A 21,296-nucleotide genomic window follows, 5' to 3' on the forward strand; every position below is an offset into this window, starting at 1 on the left:
TAGTGAGTGGCTCTCTCGAACCTGCCTGCGAAGGTGATCGCGAAGGCGTTCAGGGCGGGCTTCCACCTGACGACCCAGCGTGCCTTTCCGTGGCCGGTGGGGTCAAGCGATCGGGTGGTCAGGTACAGGCACTTCATCGCGGCGGCCTCGTTGGGGAAGTGGCCGCGGGCGTTCACCGCCCGGCGGTAACGGGCGTTGATGCTCTCGATCGCGTTCGTCGTACAGATCACGCGTCGGATCTCCACGTCGTACTCCAGAAACGGCACGAACTCGGCCCACGCGTTCTCCCACAACCTGACGATCGCCGGATAGCGCCCGCCCCAATCGTGGGCGAACTCGGCGAACCGATCCCTGGCCGCGGCCTCCGACGGGGCGGTGTACACCGGCTTGAGGGCCTTGACGATGGCGTCGCGGTGTTGCCGGCCGGCATAGCGGAACGAGTTTCTGATGAGGTGGACGATGCACTGCTGGACGACGGTGCGGTCCCAGGTGGTGGTGATCGCCTCCGGCAGTCCCTTCAGCCCGTCGCACACGGCGATCAGCACGTCGTCGACGCCGCGGTTCTTCAGCTCGGAGAACACCTGCAGCCAGAACCTGGCGCCCTCGGCGCCGTCGCCGGCCCAGATCCCCAGGATGTCTCGTTCGCCGTTGGTGGTGACGCCCATCACCACGTAGAACGGGGTGTTGCGGACCTGGCCGTCGCGGACCTTGACCACGATCGCGTCGACGAAGATCACCGGATAGAGCGGGTCCAGTGGCCGGCTGGACCATTCAGCGAGCTCGCCGGCGACCTTCTCGGTGATCCGGCTGATGGTGTCCTTGGACACCTTCGCCCCATACACCTCCTCGAAATGGGCGGCGATCTCACCGGTCGTCAGGCCGCGGGCCGACAGCGACAACACGATCTGGTCGATCCCGTCCAGGCGCCGTTTCCGCTTCGGCACGATCACCGGCGTGAACGAGCCGTCCCGGTCCCTGGGCACCTCGATCTCGACCGGCCCGATCTCGGTCAACACCGTCTTCGACCGGGTGCCGTTGCGCATGTTCGTGCCCAGCGGCGCTGCGCCGTGCTCGTGGCCCAGGTGCTCGGTCAGTTCCGCCTCCAGCGCGGTCTCCAGGACCTGCTTGGTCAGCCCCGACAACAACCCGCCCGGGCCGACCAGGGACATTCCCTGAGCCTTGGCCTGGGCGAGCAGCTGCTCGGCGAGCTGCTTCTGATCGATGATCTCTCCCGTCACGGGGTCGATCATCTCGGTCATCTCGGTCGTGTCAGTCACGGCCATCTCCTTTCGGATCAGGCCGGACCCCCACACACCGTTACTCCGACAGTCCCTCCCGCTCCGAAAGCGCTGTCGAGGTCACCCGAGGAGGCCCTTGGTGTCGACAGGCTTGTCCGTCATGCCGTACTTGAGGCCCTCATCGGCCAGCTTCTGCAGGGCGGCCTGGTCGATGGAGGTCGGCCACTTCGGCAGGACGACGGCCTTCTGGACCGTCGGGTCGATCTTGGTGTAGGTCGACAGGAAGGCGCGCAGTTCGTCCGGGTTCGCGGTGGCGTACTCGTTGGACTTCGTGAGCGCCTCGCCGAAGGCCTTGATCACGTTCGGGTTGCTGGACGCGTACTCCTTCGTGGTGAAGAAGCCGCCGATCTGCAGGTTCTTGTCGAAGCCGGCGAGGTTGTAGTCGACGACCTTGCCACCCTGGCCCTTGATGATCGAGGTGTAGGGCTCGACGGTCCACGCGGCGTCGATGTTGCCACCGGCGAGCTGGCCGGCCATGTCGGGGAAGCCCATCTCGACGAACTTGATGTTGGCGGGGTCGCCGCCGTCCTTCTCCACGCCGTAGCGGACGAGGACCTCACCGATGTTCTTGAGGGTGTTGACCGCGACGGTCTTGCCCGCGAGGTCCTTGGCGGAGGCGATCGGCGAGTCGCCCTTGGCGACGACGCCGCCGAAGTCCTCGGACGGGTCACCGGTGGTGGCCACACCGGCCGCCACGAGTTGAACCGGCAGGTTGCGCGACTGGGCGACGATCAGGCTCGACAGGTTGGAGAAGCCGATCTGGTTGGAGCCGGACATCACGGCCGGGACGATCGCCGCGCCACCCTGGGCGTCCTGCACGGTGATGTCGAGGCCCTTCTCGCTGAAGAAACCCTTGCTGACGCCGAGGCGGAAGGGAGCGGTGTCGACGATCGGGATGACGCCGACGGTGAGCTTGGTGGAGGCGGGGACCGCGGCCGTCTGGCCGGGGGCCGCAGCCGTGTTCGCGGGAGCAGGGCTCCCGCCACTGCACGCGGCGAGCACGACAGCGGTGATGCTGGCGAGGACGACGAGGGCGCCCTGGCGGCGACGGCGGGGCTTCGATGCCGTGTTCTTCATGCGTACGGACCTTCCATGAGTGCGACGGCTGTCGGGGCGGGGTCTGCGATGTCCCGGCAGTACCGAACAGCCAGTTGAAGTTGTCAACGATTGATAGAATCCATGGCTAATGCTTCCCTGTCAATGGAAAGCTTCCCTCGGCGGACGGCCGTTGCGTCATTGTGACCTAGCATCGACGCCATGGATGCGGGGGTGGCTGGAGGGGGACACCTCGCGGCGCTCCCCAAGGCCCACCTGCACCTGCACTTCACGGGTTCGCTGTCGGTACCGACCCTGCAGTCCCTGGCGCACGCACGTGGCATCGAACTGCCCGAACAACTCGTGGACTCGATCGCCCTCGACGTGCCGGCCGACAAGCGCGGCTGGTTCCGGTTCCAGCGCCTCTACGACATCGCGCGCGCCGCCGTGACCGGCGAGGACGCGCTGCGCACGGTGGTCTCGTCGGCCGCCGCGGAGGACGCCGCGGAAGGGTCGCGCCGCCTCGAGTTGCAGGTCGACCCCACCTCGTACGCACCGTCCGTGGGCGGGCTGCAGCCGGCGCTCGAGATCATCCTCGACGAGGCCAGGGTCGCCTCGGCCGCGACCGGCGTTCAGGTCGGCATCGTGGTGGCGGCCTCACGCGTCCGGCACCCGTTCGACGCGCGGACGCTGGCCCGACTCGCCGCTCGCCACGCCGGGCAGGGGGCCGGCGAGGTGTGCGCCTTCGGGCTGAACAACAACGAGTGGGAGGGCGACACGTCCGAGTGGGACGGCGCCTTCCGGATCGCGCGCCGTGCGGGCCTCCCCGGGGTCCCGCACGGTGGTGAACTGCGCGGACCCGAACACCTCGCGGAGGTCGTCGAGCACCTGGAGCCGACACGGATCGGACACGGCGTCCGTGCCGTGGAGGACGCCACCCTCCTGGCGAGGCTGGTCGACGCAGGGATCGTCTTCGAGGTGTGCCCGGCATCCAACGTCCACCTGGGCGTCTACCCCACGCTGGCCGACGTCCCCCTGACCACCCTGCTGGACGCCGGCGCCCGGGTCGCCCTGGGCGCGGACGACCCGCTCCTCTTCCTGTCGCGGCTGGTCGACCAGTACCAGACGGCTCGGGACGTCCACGGGCTGACCGATCCCGAACTGGCCGACCTGGCCAGGACGTCCATCAACGCGTCGTTCGCCTCCGAAGCCGACAAGGCCCGATGGCTGTCCGAGGTGGACGACTGGCTCGTGGCACTGCACCCTGAACCCGGCCGACCCTCCTCGGGAACCGCCGCTCAGCGCAGCGCGGCGTCGATGCGCTGGCGGTAGGCCTGCGGCGACTGGGCGCCGATCACGGTGTCGACGGTGTTCCCGTCCTTCAGCAGGACGACCAACGGGATGCTCTGCACGGCGAACCGCGCCGACACGGCCGGGTTGTCGTCGACGTTCACCTTCACCCCCTTGACGCGTCCGGCGTACTCGGCGGAGATCTTCTCCAGCGTCGGTGCGATCATCCGGCACGGGCCGCACCACGGCGCCCACAGGTCGAGCACCACGAGCAGGCTCGTGTCGACGACCGCATCGAAGTCGGCGTCCTGTGCACCGACCAGCCAGGGCAGCGCCGCCTTGCACGAGGCGCAACGCGGGTGCCCCGTCGCCGCCGCCGGAACCCTGTTCTTCGTGCCGCACCGGGGGCACGCCACCACCTTCGCCATGGGTCCAATCTAGTGAGTCCCACACGCGTGGCCACCGCGCCGGCGTCCGTCGGTCACGCGCCGGGGCTCGCCGTCCGCGCGTTCGGGTGGGGCTTGTACACCGAGACGGACGCCGAAGCCTCGTCCCAGAACCGCCACGGCCACTCCCAGGCCCGGGAGACGTTGACTCGGGGACCCGACGCCACCAGCCCCGGGGCGCGTCCGGACTCCAACGCGAGCCCGCCGGCGCCGAAGACCGTCCCGTCGTCGGCACGCGTCACCCCGAGTGCCCGACACAGGTTCCCGGGACCGCGGGCCAGCCACGCGTCACGCACCCCCGGACGCCGTGCGCGCGCCTCCGCGGTGCCGGCCACCACCTCCCCCGCCCGGACGAGCACCGCCGACGCCACTCCCTCGGGGCCGCAGACGATGTTCAGGCAGGCGTGACCGTGCATGGTGTAGACGTAGATCCGTCCGCCCGGCTCGAACATGGACGCGTTGCGCGCGGTCCTGCCCCGCCAGGCGTGCGAAGCGGGGTCGTCCGCCCCCTCGTACGCCTCGACCTCGACGATCCGGACGGCCACCCCACCCAGGCGAAGCACACACCCGAGCAGGCCGGGTGCGACGCCGAGGGAGCGGTGGGACAGGTCAGGCAGCACCGAAGCGGGCCTCGCTGCGGGCTCGGGCCTTGGCACGCTCGACGTCGCGGTCCTTCGGGGCCGCCGTCGTCGACAGCGAGGAGACCAGCCGCTGGGTGGCCGCCTCGATCTCGGCCACGGCGGCGTCGAAGGCAGCCTGGTTGGCGATGGACGGCTTGTTCATGCCACTGATCTTGCGGACGTACTGGAGCGCGGCCTCGTGCACCTCGTCCGGGTGGGCGGGCGGCTCGAAGTTGAACAGCGGACGAATGTTGCGGCACATGCCCTCCACCATGCCAGCTGACCCCTGCCGCGGTAACTCCTGCCCCGCGACGAAGTCCTCGTACGCTGCCGGCGCCACTCCCCGTCGTCGACGAGGCACCCGTGGTGGTGGCGCTCGAACGGCAGCCCGCGCAGGGCGAGCAGAAACGGGAAGTCGTCGGCCCTCAGGCCCCGAGGTGCTCACGATCCTCGGGAGCGAGGGACGCCAGCCACGCCGACTCGCCACCTGCTGCCGGAAGCACATACCCGTACTCGACCATGTTCGTCGGCGGCAGCTCGAGCAGGTACACCCACACGGATCGGCGCTTCACGCCGAGAGTGCTCGTGACGGCTTGGATCAGGCCATCCAGGAGCAGGTGCTTCTGCTCGGGCGTCCGGCCGTCCCGGATCTGTCCCTGGACGAAGACCACCTCGTCGGCCAGGGGCACGCCTCCGACGAAGTGCCGACCCGAGTCGACCTCGTCGAACACGACCTGGGCGAAGAAGCCCGGCGCTCCGGTGGCGGCGGTGTGTGCTGCGGTGATCTGTTGGGCGAGGCGCTCGCGGGCGTTGACATCCAAGCGCCCCGTCGCCGTGCGGACGGTGTAGGTCGGCATTGGCCCAGTCTGCCAGTCCACCCCTTCGATCGGCCGCCGGGCGAACCCGGGCCCACGCAGCGTGGAGCACCGTGGGCCACCTTGGCAAGGGGTGTGCCCAGCCTGGGGGGGCTGGGCCTGAGCGGTGCTCATGTACCCCTCGGGAGACGCCGGAAACGTGTCCGCACTCCGCTTGCTTCCGGCGTTTGCCGAGGAAGCCGGCGTCCGGGCAAGTCCGCGTACGGTCAGGGCCGTGACCGTGCCACATCACCGGGACCGTCACCTCCTCGAACGTGATCTGATCTCGGGTCGACCCAGGGGTCGCCCGGGCTCGGGAATGCCCGTCGGTGGGTCGACGTTTCTCTGGTGTGGACAAGCGACTCGGGATCATCGGTGCCGGCAAGGTCGGCACCACGCTCGGACGTCTCGCGTTGGCCGCGGGTTGGGAGGTGCTCATCTCCGGGAGCCCGACCCGACCCATGCAGGCGATGATCGTCGAGACGATGCTGCCGGGCGCTCGCCTGCTCCCCGAGGCCGAGGTCGTGGCCGACTCCGACATCGTGGTGCTGGCCATCCCGATGTCGAAGATCCGGACCGTGGACCTGGCGAGACTCTCGGGCAAGATCGTCGTCGATGCGATGAACCACTGGTACCCCGTCGACGGCGAGTTGCCCGGGGTGGCGGAGGCCCCCTCGAGCAGCCACTGGGTTTGGTCGCTCAACCCCGAGATGCGTCTGGTGAAGTCCCTCAACCACCTCGGCTACCACGACATGGAGACGGACGCGCGTCCCGCGGGCCACGTCGAGCGCCGGGCCGTCGCCGCGGCGTCCGACGACGGCGAGGCGCGCGCGGCCGTCGCCGACCTGCTGGACGCGCTGGGCTTCGACCCGGTCGAGCTCAGCTTCGCCGACGGACGCCACCTCGAGGGCGACGCCCCCGTGTTCGGCCGTTGGGTGGACGCCGAGGGCCTCCACCGCGCGGTGGCGCGGACCCAGGCCGCCTAGCCGGGTACCGGACGGGCACCGGTGGGCCTAGGCTGCACCTCATGCCGGACGCCGCCGTCCTCGAGACCCTGCCCGATGAGGAGTTCACCCGCGTGCTGTGCGTGGTGGCCCACCCCGATGACATGGAGTACGGCGCCTCCGCCGCCGTCCACCGGTGGACGAGCCGGGGGGTCGAGGTCGGCTACCTGCTCCTGACCGGTGGCGAGGCGGGCATGCAGTCCCCGCCCGCGGTCGTCCGGCCGTTGCGTGCCCGCGAGCAGCGCGAGGCCTGCGACCGGGTCGGCGTGAAGGACCTCACGATCCTGACCCACCCCGACGGCATGCTCATGCCGAGCCTGGACCTGCGCCGCGACATCACCCGCGCCATCCGGCGGTTCCGGCCCGACGCCGTCGTCACCGGCACGTGGGACGTCGAGGTGCCGTGGGGGCTCAACCAGGCCGACCACCGGGCGGCCGGTCTCGCAACGCTGGACGCCTGCCGCGACGCCGACAACACGTGGGTGTTCCCCGAGCTGGCTACCGAGGAACACCTGCCGAAGTGGGCGACCAGGTGGCTCCTCGTCACGGGATCCGCCCGGCCCAGCCACGGCGTCGAGGTCTCGGACGCCGACGTCCAGGCGTCCGTGGCCTCGCTGTCGGCCCATCGCGCCTACCTCGACGACCTGCCCTCCCACCCGTTGCCCCGGGAGTTGATCCCCGGGATGCTGCGGGAGGGCGGCCGGGCGTTGGGCGTGCGCCATGCGGTGCTGTTCCGCGCACACGCGTTGGCGTAGGAGTCAGACCGTGGGGCCGGCGAGGTCGGCCCGCTCACGGTCCTTCCGGTTGGCCGCGCGCCGGTAGACCATCGCCAGGAGCGCACCGGACAGGTTGTGCCAGATGGAGAAGATCGCTCCCGGCAGCGCCGCGGTCGGGTTGAGGAACTGGGCCGCCAGGCCGGCCGCGAGGCCGGAGTTCTGCATGCCCACCTCGATGGACATGGTCCGGGACACGCGCTCCGGCTGACGGCACAGGCGTCCGGCCACGTAGCCGAGCAGGTAGCCCAGACCGTTGTGCAGCACCACGGCCGCCAACACGATGAGGCCGGCGGAGACGACCTTGGCCGCCGAACCACCCACGACCGCCGCGACGACGCCCGAGATCGCCACCACGGACAGCCACGGCATGACCGGGAGGAGGGGCTCGATCACCTGGGGGAGGAGCAGGCGGACCACCAGTCCCCCGACGACGGGGATCAGGACGATCTGCAGGATGCTCAGGGCCATCGCACCGCCGTCGATGGGCATGTACCGGCCCGCCAGCAGCAGGGTGAGGGTGGGGGTGAGGATCGGCGCGAGCATGGTCGACACCGAGGTCATCGCGACCGAGAGGGCCGTGTCGGCCTTGGAGAGGTACGTGACGACGTTGGACGAGGTGCCCCCGGGGGCGCAGCCGACGAGGATGACGCCAGCGGCGAGCTCCGGCGGCAGCTGCAGCACCCAGGCCACCAGGACGCCCACGAGCGGCATGATGACGTACTGCGCGACCACGCCGATGAGGATGGGCCACGGACGGGTCAGGACGAGCTTGAAGTCGGGGATCGTGAGCGTGAGGCCCATCCCGAACATGATGATCATCAGCAGGGTGCTCACGTGCGGTCCCAGCTGGCGTGCCACGGGGGCGTTGAAGAACCCAAAGAACGCCGCGGCGAGGACGAGCAGGGGGAAGATCGTCACGGCCAGGGTGGCGCTGCGATCCTCACGTGACAAGGAGCGAGATTGTGCATTCACCAGCCGATTATGCCTGCATCTCAGGCAGTGAGATGGCGATCTCGCTCGTTGGACGCGGCGTCAACCGGGGGCATCGCACCCAGTCCGCACTCGGGTGTGTCCGCGACGAGGACACCCATGGCACGGGCATAGTCCTCGCGCAGGGGCGGGAAGTCGCCCTCGGGGAAGAAGGCGGCCTCGGTGTTCTCACCGTCGGCCGGGTGTGGCTCCCCCGAGACCCAGCGGCAGCGGAACGTGTGGTTGATGTACTGCGTCCGGTCGCCGTTCTCGTAGGTGACCATGGGGCCGACGTCCTGCCAGACCAGCCGCTCCACCTCGACCGCGACGCCCGCCTCCTCGAGTGCCTCCCGGACGGCGGCCTCCGCCGGGTGCTCGCCGGGGTCGACGATCCCGGTCACGACGGACCACCCGCCGGTGTCGGCACGGCGGACGAACAGCCACTCGGGTGTGCCGTCGGGGCGCCTGCGGTGGATGCCGGCCGTGGCCCCCGACAACCACAGGGGGCTGGTGCCGATGTGCCGGCGCAGGTCCAGGATGAAGTCGGGCGTTGCCATGCTTCCCCTCCTGCGGGCATGAAGAGAGCCACCTACCAGATTCGAACTGGTGACCTACGCATTACGAGTGCGTTGCTCTACCAACTGAGCTAAGGTGGCGCGGCCCTGCGGACCGAGGCCACACTCTAGCAACCTCAGGCCCGCAGCGTGAAACCGAGCGGGATCAGGCGCCGCGGGTCTCGGTTCGCCGGGTGCGGAAGCCCCGGTCGACCGACCAGCCGCCGGCCCCGACCAACAGGAAGAGCGCGCCGACGGCCACCAGCAGGAGTTCCAGCTCGCCGGTGAACCCCGCCTGCCCGGCGATGAACGGGCTCCAGGGACCCCACAGCACGAAGCCGAGCGCCCCGCCCGCGACGAGCATGAGGCCGATCCCCGCGAGGCGGGTCAGCAGGCCGAAGACCAGGGCGACCGCGATCGCGACCTCGGCCGCGCCGAGCGCGATGGCCAGGATGCTGGCGTACGGCAGGACCGTGCCCTGGACCAACTCGGTCGTGGCCGGCAGGTTGAGCAGGTGGTACAACCCGCGGATCCCGACGATCGCCGCGACCACCAGGCGCAGCAGGAACAAGGCCAACGCGCCCGCGAACTTGTCGGTGCTGCGTTCGGTGACGCGGACCGTCTCCGTGCGCACCGGAACGGTGTCCGCCGCACTGGCCCCACTGCCGAGGGTGGCGCCGGCCGCCGGGGCCGGCCGCCCCACCTGACGCGCCGGGGAGGCCTGCACCTGTGGGTCGGGCTCGACGGGAGCCAGCGCCGCGAGCCTCGCCTCGCGGCGTGCAGCCCGCTCGGCGAGGAGGCGTTCACGCTCGGCGTCCGCCTGGGCGCGGGCGGCGTCCTCGCGCTCGTCCCGCTCCTCACGGAACAGCGACTGCTCGCGCGCCCGCTCGCCCCCCGTCCCGCCCGCTGATGCGGTCGCACCGGTGCGCTCCACCGAGTGCGCGCGCTTCGGTTCGGCATCCCAGTCCGTGCGCGGCTCCGACTGCTCGTCAGGTCCGTCGTTGAGGTTGTCGGCCATGGGGAAGTCCTTTGCTGGCAGGGGCATACGTCCACTCCCATCCTCCCAAAGCCTCTCCCCGAAGCCGGGGAGCGACACTCACGCCGCGTGGAGGCTGATCATGAGCGACTCCATCGCGAGCAGCGGGGCCACGTTGGTCTCGAGGGCCTCGCGGCAGGCGAGGATCGCATCCAGCTTGGCGATCGTCTGCTCCGGGTGGGTGCGCCGGGCCACCGTGGTGAGGTCGACGGCAAGGTCGGCGTTGATCAGCCGTTGGGTCGCCTTGCTCTGCAGGGCGAACACGTCCCGGTAGTAGCCGGTGAGTTCGGTGAGGACCCGGTCGAGGGCGTCGCGCTGGAGCCGCTTGGCACGCGCCTTCTGCTGCTCCTCCAGGTCCTTGAGCGCGGCCTGGGCGTGCCGTGGACGCGCCCCCTTGGCCGTCATGCCGAGCGCCTCGGAGAGGTCGGCGCGCTCCTTGGCGTCCAGCGACTCGGTCGCGGCGGTCGCCTCCTCGGACGCCGCGGCCACGAGGTTGGCGGCCGCCTGGAGGCAGGCGCCCAGGGTCGTGAGCTGGGCCGGGATGTGCAGGATCTCGCTGCGGCGACGCCGTGCGTCCTCGTTGCGGGCGATCGCGCGAGCCCGTCCGATGTGGCCCTGCGCGACCCGCGCCGCGTGCGCCGCCATCTCGCCGGGGACGCCGTCGCGGTGCTCCAGGAGGTGGGCGATCGCCGCCTCGCTCGGGGTGGCCAACTCCACCCGCCGGCTGCGGGAGCGGACCGTGATGATGACGTCCTCGGGTGTGGGGGCGCACAGCAGCCAGACGGTGCGCGGCGCGGGCTCCTCGATGGCCTTCAGCAGGGCGTCCGCGCCTCGCTCGGTGACGCGGTCGGCGTCCTCCACCACCAGCACCTGCCGGCGTCCGAGGGTGGGCGCCATGGCGGCACGCCGGACGAGGTCGCGCACCTCGTCCACGCCGATGGAGAGTTGCTCGGTGCGGACCAGCGTGACGTCCGGATGTGCGCCCGACAGGGAGGTCCGGCAGGCGTTGCACTCGCCACACCCCCCGCGCTCGCACTGGAGGGCGGCGGCGAAGGCCCGGGCGGCGTTCGAGCGTCCGGAGCCGGGTGGACCGGTGATGAGCCAGGCGTGCGTCATCGCGTGCCGCTGGCCGGCGACCGCGCGGCGCAGCACCTCGACGGCCCGATCCTGTCCGACGAGGTCGGCCCAGATGCCGGAGCCGACGGGCGGTGAAGTCGTCACTCCTCCACCCTGTCGCGTCCGGCCGACACTTCATCGGCCGCCGGCTCCCGCTCGGGGGTGAACAAGGCACTCAGGAAGCCGCGGCGTCCGACTTCGGGCTCGCCCCCGGGGCGGCTGATCAAGGCCGCGACCGCCTCTCGGATACGCACGGCGACGGCCTCGATCGGGTCGCGCGCCGGGAGGACCAGGTAGCGCTCGGGGTGACGTTCGGCCAGCTCCAGGAAGCCGGCGCGCACTCGCTGGTGGAAGGCGGCGCCGGCGGATTCCATCCGGTCGTGCTCGTCGATGCCGGCCAGCCCGGTCTCGGGTTCCAGGTCGAGGAGGACGGTGAGGTCGGGGCGGAGGTCGTCCGTTCCCCACCAGTTGATGCGCTCCACGTCGTCCAGGTCGAGGACGCGGCCGGCGCCCTGGTAGGCAAGCGTCGAGTCGACGTAGCGGTCACAGACCACCACGGCTCCCCGCTCGAGGGCGGGCCGGATGATCGAGTGGACGTGCTGGGCCTTGTCGGCGGCGAACAGGAGGGCCTCGGCCCGGGGCGCAAGGTCCTCGGTGGACCGCGACAGCAGGATCGTCCGGATCTGCGCGTTGACCGGGCCGTCGCCCGGCTCGAACGTCCGGACGACCTCGTGGCCCCGCTCGCTCAGCCAGTCGGCGAGCAGGCGCGACTGCGTCGTCTTGCCGACGCCGTCCCCGCCCTCGAACACCACGAAAGTCCCTCGCACGGTGCTCATCCTAGGCGGAGCGATCCGAGGTGCCCGCCGGAATAGGGGGGCTGCGAAAAGCGTTCACCTCTGGGACCCTGTCTGGGACAGCCCACGACTGTGCACGGAAGGAATCAACGATGACCGAATCCCGTACCAGCGGCGGCGCGCCGGTTGAGAGCGACGCCCACTCCCTGAGCATCGGCCCCAACGGCCCGCTGCTCCTCCACGACGCCCATCTCGTCGAGACACTCGCCCACTTCAACCGCGAGAACGTCGTCGAGCGCCGCCCCCACGCCAAGGGCGCCGGTGCCTTCGGCACGTTCACGGTGACCCAGGACGTCTCCGGCTGGACCAAAGCCGCCGTCTTCCAGCCCGGAACCCAGACCAAGACGCTGCTGCGTTTCTCCACCGTCGCCGGCGAGCTCGGCTCGCCCGACACCTGGCGCGACGTGCGCGGTTTCGCGCTGCGCCACTACACGACCGAGGGCAACCTCGACATCGTCGGCAACAACACGCCGATCTTCTTCCTCCGCGACCCCATGAAGTTCCCGCACTTCATCCGCTCGCAGAAGCGCCTGGCCAGCAACGGCCTGCGTGACGCCGACATGCAGTGGGACTTCTGGACCCTCTCCCCCGAGTCGGCCCACCAGGTGACCTACCTCATGGGTGATCGCGGCCTGCCCCGGACGTGGCGCAACATGAACGGCTACGGCTCGCACACCTACCAGTGGGTCAACGCGGCCGGCGAGCGCTTCTGGGTGAAGTTCCACTACCACACGCAGCAGGGCATGGAGTTCCTCACCAACGAGGAGGCCGCGCGCCTCGCCGGCGAGGACGCCGAGTTCCACCGCCGCGACCTGTGGGAGGCCATCGAGCGCGGCGACTTCCCGAAGTGGACGCTGTCGGTCCAGGTCATGCCCTACGAGGAGGCCAAGACCTACCGCTTCAACCCGTTCGACCTCACCAAGGTCTGGCCGCACGCGGACTACCCGCTGCACGAGGTCGGTGTCCTGGAGCTCAACAAGAACCCCGACAACTTCTTCGCCCAGATCGAGCAGGCCGCCTTCGGGCCGTCCAACATGGTGCCCGGCATGGGCGTCTCCCCCGACAAGATGCTGCTCGGCCGCGTGTTCGGCTACGCGGACGCCCAGCGCTACCGCATCGGCCCGAACTTCCACCAGCTGCCGGTCAACCAGCCCCAGGGAGTCGAGGGCGGCTACGAGGCCGTCAACCAGTGGATGTTCGACGGCAACCAGGCGTACCACCACTCCGGCGGTGCCCCGGTCTACGCTCCGAACTCGCTCGGCCGTGAGTACAGCGACTGGCAGGGCAGCACCGCCGAGGGCTGGGAGGCCGACGGCGAGATGGTCCGCCAGGCGTACACGCTGCACGCCGAGGACGACGACTTCGGCCAGCCCGGGACCCTGGTCCGCGAGGTGTTCGACGATGCAGCGCGCGACCGCCTCGTCGAGACCCTGACCGGCGCCCTGTCGGGCATCAAGCGCCAGGAGGTCCTGGAGCGGGCGTTCTGGTACTGGAAGTCGGTCGACGAGGGCATCGGCACCCGCGTCGAGCAGGCCGTCCGCGCCGGTCGGGACGAGGTCACCATCCCGGGCATGGGCGCCGAGAACGCCTGACCGTTCCGCCTGAAGGGGTCGGCCCGTTGGGGCCGGCCCCTTCTTGCTCGGCGTCTCGGCCTTGACGACCGGGCAGGCGTCGTCAGGCCAGGGTGAGCGTGAGACGCATTCCGGCTCCGTCGCGTGCCGGCCCGATGTCGGCGACGGAGCCGACCGCCCAGGTCGGGTGGTGGTCGGCCGCCCCCGGCCCCACGCCGATGACGCGCATGCCCGCCGCCAGCCCCGCCCGGATGCCGTTGGCGGAATCCTCGACCACCACACACGCCGCAGGATCGACGCCGAGCAACCCGGCTGCCGTGCGGAAACCTTCCGGGTCGGGCTTGCCCACGTGGACATCCTCACCCGTGACGGCGACGTCCGGCATCGGGACCCCGGCCGCACCCATGCGCGCCGAGGCCAGTTCGCGGGTCGCCGACGTGACCAGCGCGTGCGGCAGGCCGGCCAGGCGGGCCAGCAGGTCCGTCGCGCCCGGGATGGCGACGACGCCCTCGAGTTCGAGGGTCTCCCGCGCCAGCAACGCCCGGTTCTCGCGAACGTTCTCCTCGTGCGGGCGGTCGGGCAGCAGCAGGGCCATGCTGTCCTGCCCCTGACGGCCGTGGATGACGGCGAGGGTCCGCTCGGGGTCGATGCCGTGGGCGAGCGACCACTCCGTCCACAATCGCTCCACGATCGGCGTCGAGTCGACCAAGGTTCCATCCATGTCCAGCAGGAGCGCGGCGACATCGTTGACCATCACACCGATGACCCTATCCTTCCCCCGCCCCTGCGTCCGGGCCGCGGCCCCGGGAGTGGTTGGATGGACGCCGTGAACCACCGCCCCGATCGCCCCGTCGACTTCTTCGTGGTGTCGATCACCCTGCGCAACGCGCAGGGCGACCTGTTGCTGGTGCGGAAACGGGGCACCGATCGGTTCATGCTGCCCGGGGGCAAGGTCGAGCCGGGCGAGAGCCACCTGGCGGCCATCCTCCGTGAGGTGGCCGAGGAGGTGTCGCTCATGCTCACGCCCCCATCGGTGTCGCTGCTGGGGCACTGGACCGCCGGCGCGGCCAACGAACCGGGGATGGTCATCGCGTCGGACGTCTTCACGGCGCCACTACCCGGCGAACCCACCGCATCGGCCGAGATCGAGGAGCTGCGCTGGCTGCCCATCGACGGCGACCACGACTACGCCGACGACCATACCCTCTCACCCATGCTGACCGAGCACGTGATCCCGGCGCTCCTGGCCCCGCAGGTGTGACTCCCGAGGCCTCCCTCGGCCGCTACGCCTTGGGCGCAGCCGCCTTCTTCGCGGGCGCCTTGCGGGTGGTGGTCGTGCGCCGCGGGGTGGTCTTCTTCGGAGCCGGCCCCTTGGCCCGCTTCTCGGAGAGCAGTTCAGCCGCGCGCTCGAGGGTGATCTCCTCGATCGAGTCCGACTTGCGCAGGGTCGCATTCGTCTCGCCGTCGGTCACGTACGGCCCGAAACGACCGTCCTTGACGACCACCGGCTTGCCGGACGCGGGGTCGGCGCCGAGTTCCTTGAGCGGCCCGGCTGCGGCACGGCGTCCGCGCGCCTTGGGCTGCGCGAAGATCGCGGTGGCCTCTTCCGCCGTGACCGTGAAGAGTTGGTCCTCGCTCTCCAGCGAGCGTGAGTCGGTGCCCTTCTTCAGATAGGGCCCGTAGCGTCCGTTCTGGGCGGTGACGTCCTCACCCTCGATCTGGCCCACGACGCGCGGCAGCGACATGAGTTGCAGCGCCTGCTCGAGGGTGACGGTCTCCAGCGACATCTCCTTGAACAGGGACGCCGTCCGCGGCTTGGCGGTCTTGGGGGACCCCTCGGCCAGCACCTCGGTGACGTAGGGACCGAACCGCCCGTTCCTGGCGACGACCGGGTTGCCGGACTGCGGGTCGGCGCCCAGCTCGCGCTCCATGCCGGCGGGAGTGGCGAGCAGCTCCTGGGCCTTCTCCAGCGTCAACTCGTCCGGGGGCAGGTCGTCGTCGACGTTGGCGCGGTTGCCGTCCGCATCCTCGACGTAGGTGCCGTAGCGACCCACGCGGACGTCGATCCCCGACTCCTCCCCACCGACGGGGGAGAAGGTCGACAGGGCCCGGGCATCGATCTCACCCAGGTCGTTCACCAGCGATTCGAGGCCGTCGTGGCCGTCGGCGCCGAAGTAGAAGTTCTTCAGCGTCTGCACGCGGTCGGCGTTGCCCTTGGCGATCTCATCGAGGATGTCCTCCATGCCGGCGGTGAACTGGTAGTCCACCAGATCGGTGAAGTGCTCCTCCAGCAGGCGCGTCACGGCGAAGGCCAGCCACGTCGGAACGAGCGCCGACCCCTTCTTGAACACGTAGTCGCGCGCGGTGATCGTCCTGATGATCGACGCATAGGTGGACGGCCGCCCGATCTCGAGTTCCTCGAGCTTGGCGACCAGCGACGGCTCGGTGTAGCGGGCCGGCGGACGCGTGGCGTGCGCTTCGGCCTCGACTCCCGCGACGGCGAGGGTCTCCCCCGCCTTCACCGCAGGCAGGTTGGCGGTCGCGTCGTCGGCCTCGCCCTCGTCCCGTGCCTCGACGTACGCCTTGAGGAACCCCGGGAACGTGATCGTCCGGCCGGACGCCGTGAGCCCGGCCCGGTCGATCCGCCGCAGCTCACCGGTGGTGGCGTCCGCGACCTCCGGGGCGGACGCCGGCGTGGCGGTCATGCTGATGGTCACCGTCTGGCCCTCGGCGTCCTTCATCTGCGAGGCGACCGTGCGCTTCCAGATGAGGTCGTAGAGCCGGAACTCGTCCCCGCGCAGGCCGGTCGCCTGCGGCGTCCGGAAGTGGTCACCGGCGGGACGGATCGCCTCGTGCGCCTCTTGGGCGTTCTTCACCTTCGAGGAGTAGACGCGCGGCTTCTCGGGCAGGAAGGCGTCCCCGTAGAGCTCCTTGACCTGCTTGCGCGCCGCAGCGATGGCGGCACCGGACAGGGTCACCGAGTCGGTTCGCATGTAGGTGATGAAACCGCCCTCGTACAGCGACTGGGCGACCGACATGGTGCGCTGGGCGGTGAAGCCCAGCTTGCGGCCGGCGTCCTGCTGCAGCGTCGTGGTGCGGAAGGGCGGGTAGGGACGCCGCGTGTACGGCTTGGCCTCCACGCCGTCGACGACGACGGAACCGCCGGTGAGGGCGTCGGCCAACGCCTGGGCCCCGGCGAGGTCCAGGTGCAGGGCGTTCCTGGTGTTCAACGTGCCGACGGAGTCGAAGTCCCGACCCGACGCGACCTTGAGCCCGGCGGCCGTGGCGACGCGGGCGGTGAAGGCGTCCGGCTCGTGTCCGGCGGCGTCCAGGGTGACCTCGAGATCGGCGTAGCTCGCCGACCGGAACGCCATGCGCTCACGCTCCTTGTCGACGACCAGGCGCGTCGCCACCGACTGCACCCGCCCCGCGGACAGGCGCGGCATGACCTTCTTCCACAGCACGGGGCTGACCTCGTAGCCGTAGAGGCGGTCGAGGATGCGCCGGGTCTCCTGCGCGTCGACGAGGTCGGTGTCGAGCTCGCGCGGGGCGGCGACGGCCGCGCGGATGGCGTCGGGGGTGATCTCGTGGAACACCATGCGCTTGACCGGCACCTTGGGCTTGAGCTCCTGGAGCAGGTGCCACGCGATGGCCTCGCCCTCGCGGTCCTCATCGGTGGCGAGGTAGAGCTCGTCGACACCCTTGAGTGCATCCTTCAGCTTGCGGATCGTGGCCTTCTTGTCGGCCTGCACCACGTACAGCGGCTCGAAGTCGTTGTCGATGTTGACACCGGTGCGCGCCCACTTCTCACCCTTGTACTTGGCCGGCACCTCGGCGGCACCGGTGGGGAGGTCGCGGACGTGGCCGATCGATGCCTCGACGACGTACCCCTCGCCGAGGTACTGGGCAATGCTGCGCACCTTGCCGGGGGACTCGACGATCACGAGTCTGCGCTTGGTGTCTGTGGCCACGTTCTGCTCTCTGCGGTTGCGGGAATGCCGAGGGTACGCCCTTCGACACGTCCGGATGCTAGCGCCTCCCGTCAAGACGGACGCACCTTGTTGCCCTTGGCCGTCCTCGTAAACTGCCCCACGTGACTGCCCCGTGGCCCCCGCCGAAGACACGTCCGGTGTCTCGCCCACCCTCCTTGGTGCTGGTGGTGCTGGGTGTGCTGCTCGCCATGGCGTCACAGTTCGGTGCCGCGATCGCGGTGACCGGATCGACCGGACTCTGGGCGCAGCGCCTGCAGCCGAGGCCCCCGGCCGCCACGACGGTGCCGCTGCCCCGGCCGACGGTGGACCCGCTCCAGCCGACCACACCCGCGGCGTCCCCCCGGCCGATGCCGGAGCAGTCGGTGGGGCCGGTCGAGGTGACCGACGATGTGAAGCGCGGTGTCGTGCTGATCTCGGGCCGGACGCCGAACGAGGGTGTCGCCGGAACCGGCATGGTGCTGTCCGAGGACGGCTACGTCCTCACCAACTACCACGTGGTCCGCTCGACCGAGTCGATCACGGTGACCATCGCCAGCAGCGGACGTCGCTACAACGCCGAGATGGTCGGGCGTGACGCGACCAAGGACGTCGCCCTGCTCAAGCTCGAGCGCGCCCGGAACCTCGAGTCGGTGACCATCGACGGCGAGGACGTCCGCCTCGGCGACGTCGTGGTGGCGGCCGGCAACGCGAACGGGCAGGGGTTCGTCACCGCTCACCGCGGCAACGTGCTCGGGCTGGGCCGCTCCATCAACGTCCGGGGCGCCAGCGAGAACGACCCGCCCCAGCGCCTCAACGGCCTCATCGAGACCAATGCGCCGGCCTGGCCGGGTGACTCCGGGGGCCCGATGTTCGACGGCGAGGGCGAGGTCCTCGGCATGACGACGGCGGGCAGCAGCGCTTCCGACGCGGCGGGCGGCGAGGACAAGCAGGTGTACGCGGTCCCGATCCACGAGGCCCTGGCGGTCGTCGAGAAGATCCGGGGCGGCGACGAGTCGGGCACGGTCGTGATCGGACCCAAGGCGTATCTGGGTGTCATCGCCGAGGTCGACGACTCCTCGGGCCTGCGGGTGCGCAACGTGCTGGAGGACTCCCCCGCCGGCCGCACCGGCCTGAGGGAGGGCGACACCATCCTCTCCCTGGACGGCCGACGCGTCCGCACGCGGGCTGAACTGTCCGACGTCCTGGACACCATCGAGCCGGACACGACCACCACCATCTCCTGGGCCACCAGCGCCGGGCGCGAGCGCACGGCCCAGATCACGGTCGCCGCCAACCCGCTGAACTGACTCACACCGACCCTTGGGGCTACCCACAGCCGACCCACAGGGTCCGGCGGTCGACTGGCTGCCATGAACAAGCCGCTCCTCATCGCCGCCGCCCTGGCCACGAACGTGGCCCTCATCGCCGCCGTGCCCACCGTCGCAGCCGATCTGCGCGGCCCGCTCGACCCGACCTCCGGGGTCGTGCTCATCGCGACGACGCTCCCCCACGGTGAGGCGGCCGGAACGGGCATGGTGCTCACGGCGGACGGGCAGGTGCTGACCAACTACCACGTGGTCGAGGGTTCGACGCAGATCGCGGTGGAGGTGCCCGGCACCGGGCGCACCTACACCGCGACCGTGGTCGGCCACGACGCGAGCGCCGACGTCGCGCTGTTGCACCTGACGGACGCCTCGGGCCTGGCCACGATCACCCCGGACAAGGACCCGGTGACCGTCGGGGACAGCGTCACGGCGATCGGCAACGCGTCGGGTGGCGGGTCGTTGGTCAAGGCGTCCGGACGGGTCACGTCGCTTTCCGAGGACGTCACCGTGGGCAAGGAGACCGGCGGCACCGAGACGCTGCACGGCGTCATCGAGACGACCGCGGGCGCGGTGCCCGGGGATTCCGGCGGCGCGATGGTGGACGCCGAGGGCGAGGTGCTCGGCATGACCACGGCGGGGTCGCAGACCGCGACCCGTGCTCCTCGCGGGCGCGGCGGCCCCGTGGCCGCCCCGGTCACGACCGCGAGCTACGCGGTTCCGATCAAGGACGCGCTGGCCGTGGTCGAACGGATCCGCTCGGGCAACGAGGACGCCTCGGTCCAGATCGGCCCGCGGGCCTACTTGGGCGTGAGCGTGCTGGGAGCCTCGGGCCTGGTCATCGGCTCCGTGGTCGCGGACGGTCCGGCCGCTGCCGCCGGCGTCACCGAGGGGTCATTCATCACCGCCATCGACGGGACCGCGGTCAGCACGCACGCGGAGCTCTCCTCCGCGCTCGCGATCCTGCAGCCCGGCCAGGCGGTCGACCTGTCCTGGACCGACGCCCGTGGCCTCCGGCACACGGCATCGGTCACGCTGGGCAGCAGCCCGGTCAACTGAGGGTGGGCTTCCCCCTCAGGCTTCCAACCACCCCTGGCGCACCAGCTCGCGGAGACGGGGCGTCAGGTCCTCGGCCAGGGCCGTGTGCTCGACCCCGAGGATGTCGGCGACGGCCGCGATCAACTGCCCCGCGGTGAGCTCGCCGTCACTCGCCCCCAGCACCGCCCCCAGGGCCGTGTCGACCTCGACGGCCCGGCCGAAGCCGTACCGCTGGCGGTGGATGATGTGCTCGGGATCCTCCGCGCCGGGGCGGCCGAGGGTTTCGACGTCGATCCGCTCGTGGAGCCGCCAGGCGGTGGCGAGGAGGTCGGCGTCCGACACCGTGCCTGCGGCGACGCCGGCCTGGTGGGCGGCGAAGGCGTCCCCCACCGGTTGGTGGACCGCGTGCGGCCACTCCTCGACCACCACGTCGGGGGTGGGGCGTCCGGCCTTGTGGAGCATGATCCACCCCATGCCGACCCCCGTGATCCCCAGGGAGTCGAAGTAGTCGAGCCACTGTCGGTACCGAGGGGCGTACTCCGTCGTGCCGACCCAGCCGGCGTCGTTCAGCCACAGCTCGATGTACTCGTACGGGTCCAGGAACTCGCGCTGGAGCACGAGGGCGTCGCAGCCGGTCGGCTCGATCCAGCCGCGCACCCGCTCCTCCCACGGCTCCCGGCCGGTGTCCGCCCAGTTGCCGAGCACTTGCAGCGTGCCGCCCGGCGCGAGGCGGTCGGCGCCCTCGACGACGACTCGACGGACGAGTTCATCAGCGGTGAACTGCCCTTCGCGGTAGACCAGTCGCTCCCCGGTGGGCGGGCTCATCACGTACGGGGGGTTGGTGACGATGAGGTCGAACACCTCATCGGCCACCGGCTCGTAGAGCGACCCCTCGCGGACGTCGAGCTCGAGCCCGTTGAGGCCGGCGGTGAGGCGGGCCATGGCGACCGCCCGCGGGTTGAGGTCGGTCGCGACCACGTGGTCGGCATGGCCGGCCAGCAGCAGGCTCTGGACGCCGCAGCCGGTGCCCAGATCGAGTGCGCGCGCGACCGGCCGACGGATCGTCATCTGCGCCAGCGTCGTCGAGGCCGGCGAGGCCCCGAGCACGAAGTCGGGGCGGGACCGCCCCAGGCGGCCGTCCAGGATCGGGATGAGGTCACCCGTGATCCAGCCGTCGAAGTCCACGCCGGCGCCCGCCGCCGCGTAGGGGCGGATCTCCAGGCCGGCCCGCACGCCCCCGGCGTCGGGGACGACGATGCCGGCGTCCACGAGCGGGGTGAGGTCGCCGAGGGCCGCGCCCGCGGCATCCGGGGCCAGGGTGTCGTGCAGCAGGAACAGCCGGACCAGGGACGCCTGCGTGTCGACGGCGTCCCCGAGTGCGTCCCGGGCCGCGAAGGTGGTGTTGCGGGCCAGCGCGTCCGTCGCCTCGGGGCCGAGCCGGTCGGTCGTGTCGGCGAAGGTGAAGCCGGCATCGCGGAGGCGATCGGCGAGGGCTGCGGCATCGGTACGGCTGAGCATGGTCCCAGCCTGTCACGCCGGACT

The 21,296-nt window shown here is 70.8% G+C and carries 21 protein-coding genes and 1 tRNA gene; 7 read left to right on the forward strand and 15 right to left on the reverse strand.

The window, feature by feature from the left end:
• Positions 1–1,259, reverse strand: a 1,259-nt coding sequence (locus tag AC5YDA_RS07770) for an IS256 family transposase (RefSeq protein WP_496192930.1), incomplete at its 3' end; no start/stop codon positions are given.
• A gap of 99 nt (positions 1,260–1,358) precedes the next feature.
• On the reverse strand, positions 1,359–2,375 hold the full coding sequence (locus AC5YDA_RS07775; RefSeq protein WP_496188307.1) for an ABC transporter substrate-binding protein: 1,017 nt from the start codon (positions 2,373–2,375) through the stop codon (positions 1,359–1,361).
• A 180-nt stretch (positions 2,376–2,555) separates the two neighbouring features.
• Here AC5YDA_RS07775 and AC5YDA_RS07780 point away from each other — a divergent pair, with 180 nt between their 5' ends.
• Positions 2,556–3,665 (forward strand): adenosine deaminase, encoded by a 1,110-nt coding sequence (locus AC5YDA_RS07780; protein WP_496188306.1) that lies wholly within the window; start codon positions 2,556–2,558, stop codon positions 3,663–3,665.
• On the opposite strand, the gene trxA is transcribed toward AC5YDA_RS07780, so the two are convergent.
• The 4 genes from trxA to AC5YDA_RS07800 form a co-directional block, all read right to left on the reverse strand.
• Positions 3,632–4,051: a thioredoxin gene (gene trxA, locus AC5YDA_RS07785; RefSeq protein ID WP_496188305.1), complete on the reverse strand. Its 420-nt coding sequence runs from the start codon at positions 4,049–4,051 to the stop codon at positions 3,632–3,634. The two genes, AC5YDA_RS07780 and trxA, sit on opposite strands and share 34 nt — an antisense overlap.
• A gap of 53 nt (positions 4,052–4,104) precedes the next feature.
• Entirely contained in the window at positions 4,105–4,689 is a 585-nt protein-coding gene (locus AC5YDA_RS07790) for a DNA-3-methyladenine glycosylase (RefSeq protein ID WP_496188304.1), read from the reverse strand.
• The gene (locus AC5YDA_RS07795; RefSeq protein WP_496188303.1) at positions 4,679–4,951 is read right to left on the reverse strand and encodes a DUF2277 domain-containing protein; all 273 of its coding nucleotides are present in this window, start codon (positions 4,949–4,951) and stop codon (positions 4,679–4,681) included. The genes AC5YDA_RS07790 and AC5YDA_RS07795 overlap by 11 nt, the downstream gene beginning before the upstream one ends.
• 163 nt (positions 4,952–5,114) lie before the next feature.
• A complete protein-coding gene (locus AC5YDA_RS07800; protein ID WP_496188302.1) occupies positions 5,115–5,546 on the reverse strand; it encodes a tautomerase family protein in 432 nt (143 codons plus the stop codon).
• Positions 5,547–5,893: 347 nt separating this feature from the next.
• Between AC5YDA_RS07800 and AC5YDA_RS07805 the strand changes: the two genes are divergently transcribed.
• Both AC5YDA_RS07805 and AC5YDA_RS07810 read left to right on the forward strand, forming a co-directional pair.
• Positions 5,894–6,529, forward strand: coding sequence for an NADPH-dependent F420 reductase (locus AC5YDA_RS07805; protein ID WP_496188301.1), 636 nt, complete (start codon positions 5,894–5,896; stop codon positions 6,527–6,529).
• A 41-nt stretch (positions 6,530–6,570) separates the two neighbouring features.
• Positions 6,571–7,302, forward strand: a complete 732-nt coding sequence (locus tag AC5YDA_RS07810; protein ID WP_496188300.1) for a PIG-L deacetylase family protein — start codon at positions 6,571–6,573, stop codon at positions 7,300–7,302.
• Between the two features lie 3 nt (positions 7,303–7,305).
• Here the strand turns inward: AC5YDA_RS07810 and AC5YDA_RS07815 are convergent, their stop codons facing one another.
• The 6 genes from AC5YDA_RS07815 to tmk all read right to left on the reverse strand — a co-directional run bounded on the left by AC5YDA_RS07815 (position 7,306) and on the right by tmk (position 11,834).
• Complete coding sequence (locus AC5YDA_RS07815; RefSeq protein ID WP_496188299.1) at positions 7,306–8,274, reverse strand: bile acid:sodium symporter family protein; 969 nt, start codon at positions 8,272–8,274, stop codon at positions 7,306–7,308.
• Positions 8,275–8,315: 41 nt separating this feature from the next.
• Positions 8,316–8,849 carry an NUDIX hydrolase gene (locus AC5YDA_RS07820; RefSeq protein WP_496188298.1) on the reverse strand — a complete coding sequence of 178 codons (534 nt, stop codon included), beginning with the start codon at positions 8,847–8,849 and terminating at the stop codon, positions 8,316–8,318.
• A gap of 26 nt (positions 8,850–8,875) precedes the next feature.
• Positions 8,876–8,948: transfer RNA gene (locus tag AC5YDA_RS07825), tRNA-Thr, on the reverse strand.
• A 64-nt stretch (positions 8,949–9,012) separates the two neighbouring features.
• Positions 9,013–9,864 (reverse strand): DoxX family protein, encoded by an 852-nt coding sequence (locus AC5YDA_RS07830; RefSeq protein ID WP_496188297.1) that lies wholly within the window; start codon positions 9,862–9,864, stop codon positions 9,013–9,015.
• 78 nt (positions 9,865–9,942) lie between these two features.
• Positions 9,943–11,103 (reverse strand): DNA polymerase III subunit delta', encoded by a 1,161-nt coding sequence (locus AC5YDA_RS07835; RefSeq protein ID WP_496188296.1) that lies wholly within the window; start codon positions 11,101–11,103, stop codon positions 9,943–9,945.
• On the reverse strand, positions 11,100–11,834 hold the full coding sequence (gene tmk, locus AC5YDA_RS07840) for a dTMP kinase (RefSeq protein WP_496188295.1): 735 nt from the start codon (positions 11,832–11,834) through the stop codon (positions 11,100–11,102). Before tmk ends, AC5YDA_RS07835 begins: the two co-directional genes overlap by 4 nt.
• A gap of 110 nt (positions 11,835–11,944) precedes the next feature.
• On the opposite strand from tmk, the gene AC5YDA_RS07845 reads away from it, so the two are divergent.
• Positions 11,945–13,444 (forward strand): catalase, encoded by a 1,500-nt coding sequence (locus tag AC5YDA_RS07845; RefSeq protein WP_496188294.1) that lies wholly within the window; start codon positions 11,945–11,947, stop codon positions 13,442–13,444.
• Between the two features lie 82 nt (positions 13,445–13,526).
• Here AC5YDA_RS07845 and AC5YDA_RS07850 read toward each other — a convergent pair whose 3' ends face one another.
• Positions 13,527–14,177, reverse strand: a complete 651-nt coding sequence (locus AC5YDA_RS07850) for an HAD-IA family hydrolase (RefSeq protein WP_496188413.1) — start codon at positions 14,175–14,177, stop codon at positions 13,527–13,529.
• Between the two features lie 72 nt (positions 14,178–14,249).
• On the opposite strand from AC5YDA_RS07850, the gene AC5YDA_RS07855 reads away from it, so the two are divergent.
• Entirely contained in the window at positions 14,250–14,684 is a 435-nt protein-coding gene (locus tag AC5YDA_RS07855; protein ID WP_496188293.1) for an NUDIX hydrolase, read from the forward strand.
• A gap of 22 nt (positions 14,685–14,706) precedes the next feature.
• Here the strand turns inward: AC5YDA_RS07855 and topA are convergent, their stop codons facing one another.
• Positions 14,707–17,394 carry a type I DNA topoisomerase gene (topA, locus tag AC5YDA_RS07860; protein WP_496188292.1) on the reverse strand — a complete coding sequence of 896 codons (2,688 nt, stop codon included), beginning with the start codon at positions 17,392–17,394 and terminating at the stop codon, positions 14,707–14,709.
• Between the two features lie 158 nt (positions 17,395–17,552).
• On the opposite strand from topA, the gene AC5YDA_RS07865 reads away from it, so the two are divergent.
• Both AC5YDA_RS07865 and AC5YDA_RS07870 read left to right on the forward strand, forming a co-directional pair.
• A complete protein-coding gene (locus AC5YDA_RS07865) occupies positions 17,553–18,701 on the forward strand; it encodes a S1C family serine protease (protein WP_496188291.1) in 1,149 nt (382 codons plus the stop codon).
• Positions 18,702–18,764: 63 nt separating this feature from the next.
• Entirely contained in the window at positions 18,765–19,775 is a 1,011-nt protein-coding gene (locus AC5YDA_RS07870) for a S1C family serine protease (protein WP_496188290.1), read from the forward strand.
• Between the two features lie 15 nt (positions 19,776–19,790).
• Here AC5YDA_RS07870 and AC5YDA_RS07875 read toward each other — a convergent pair whose 3' ends face one another.
• Entirely contained in the window at positions 19,791–21,272 is a 1,482-nt protein-coding gene (locus AC5YDA_RS07875; RefSeq protein ID WP_496188289.1) for a methyltransferase, read from the reverse strand.
• Positions 21,273–21,296 lie beyond the last annotated feature (24 nt).

This window comes from Propioniciclava sp. LT294 (assembly GCF_059516005.1).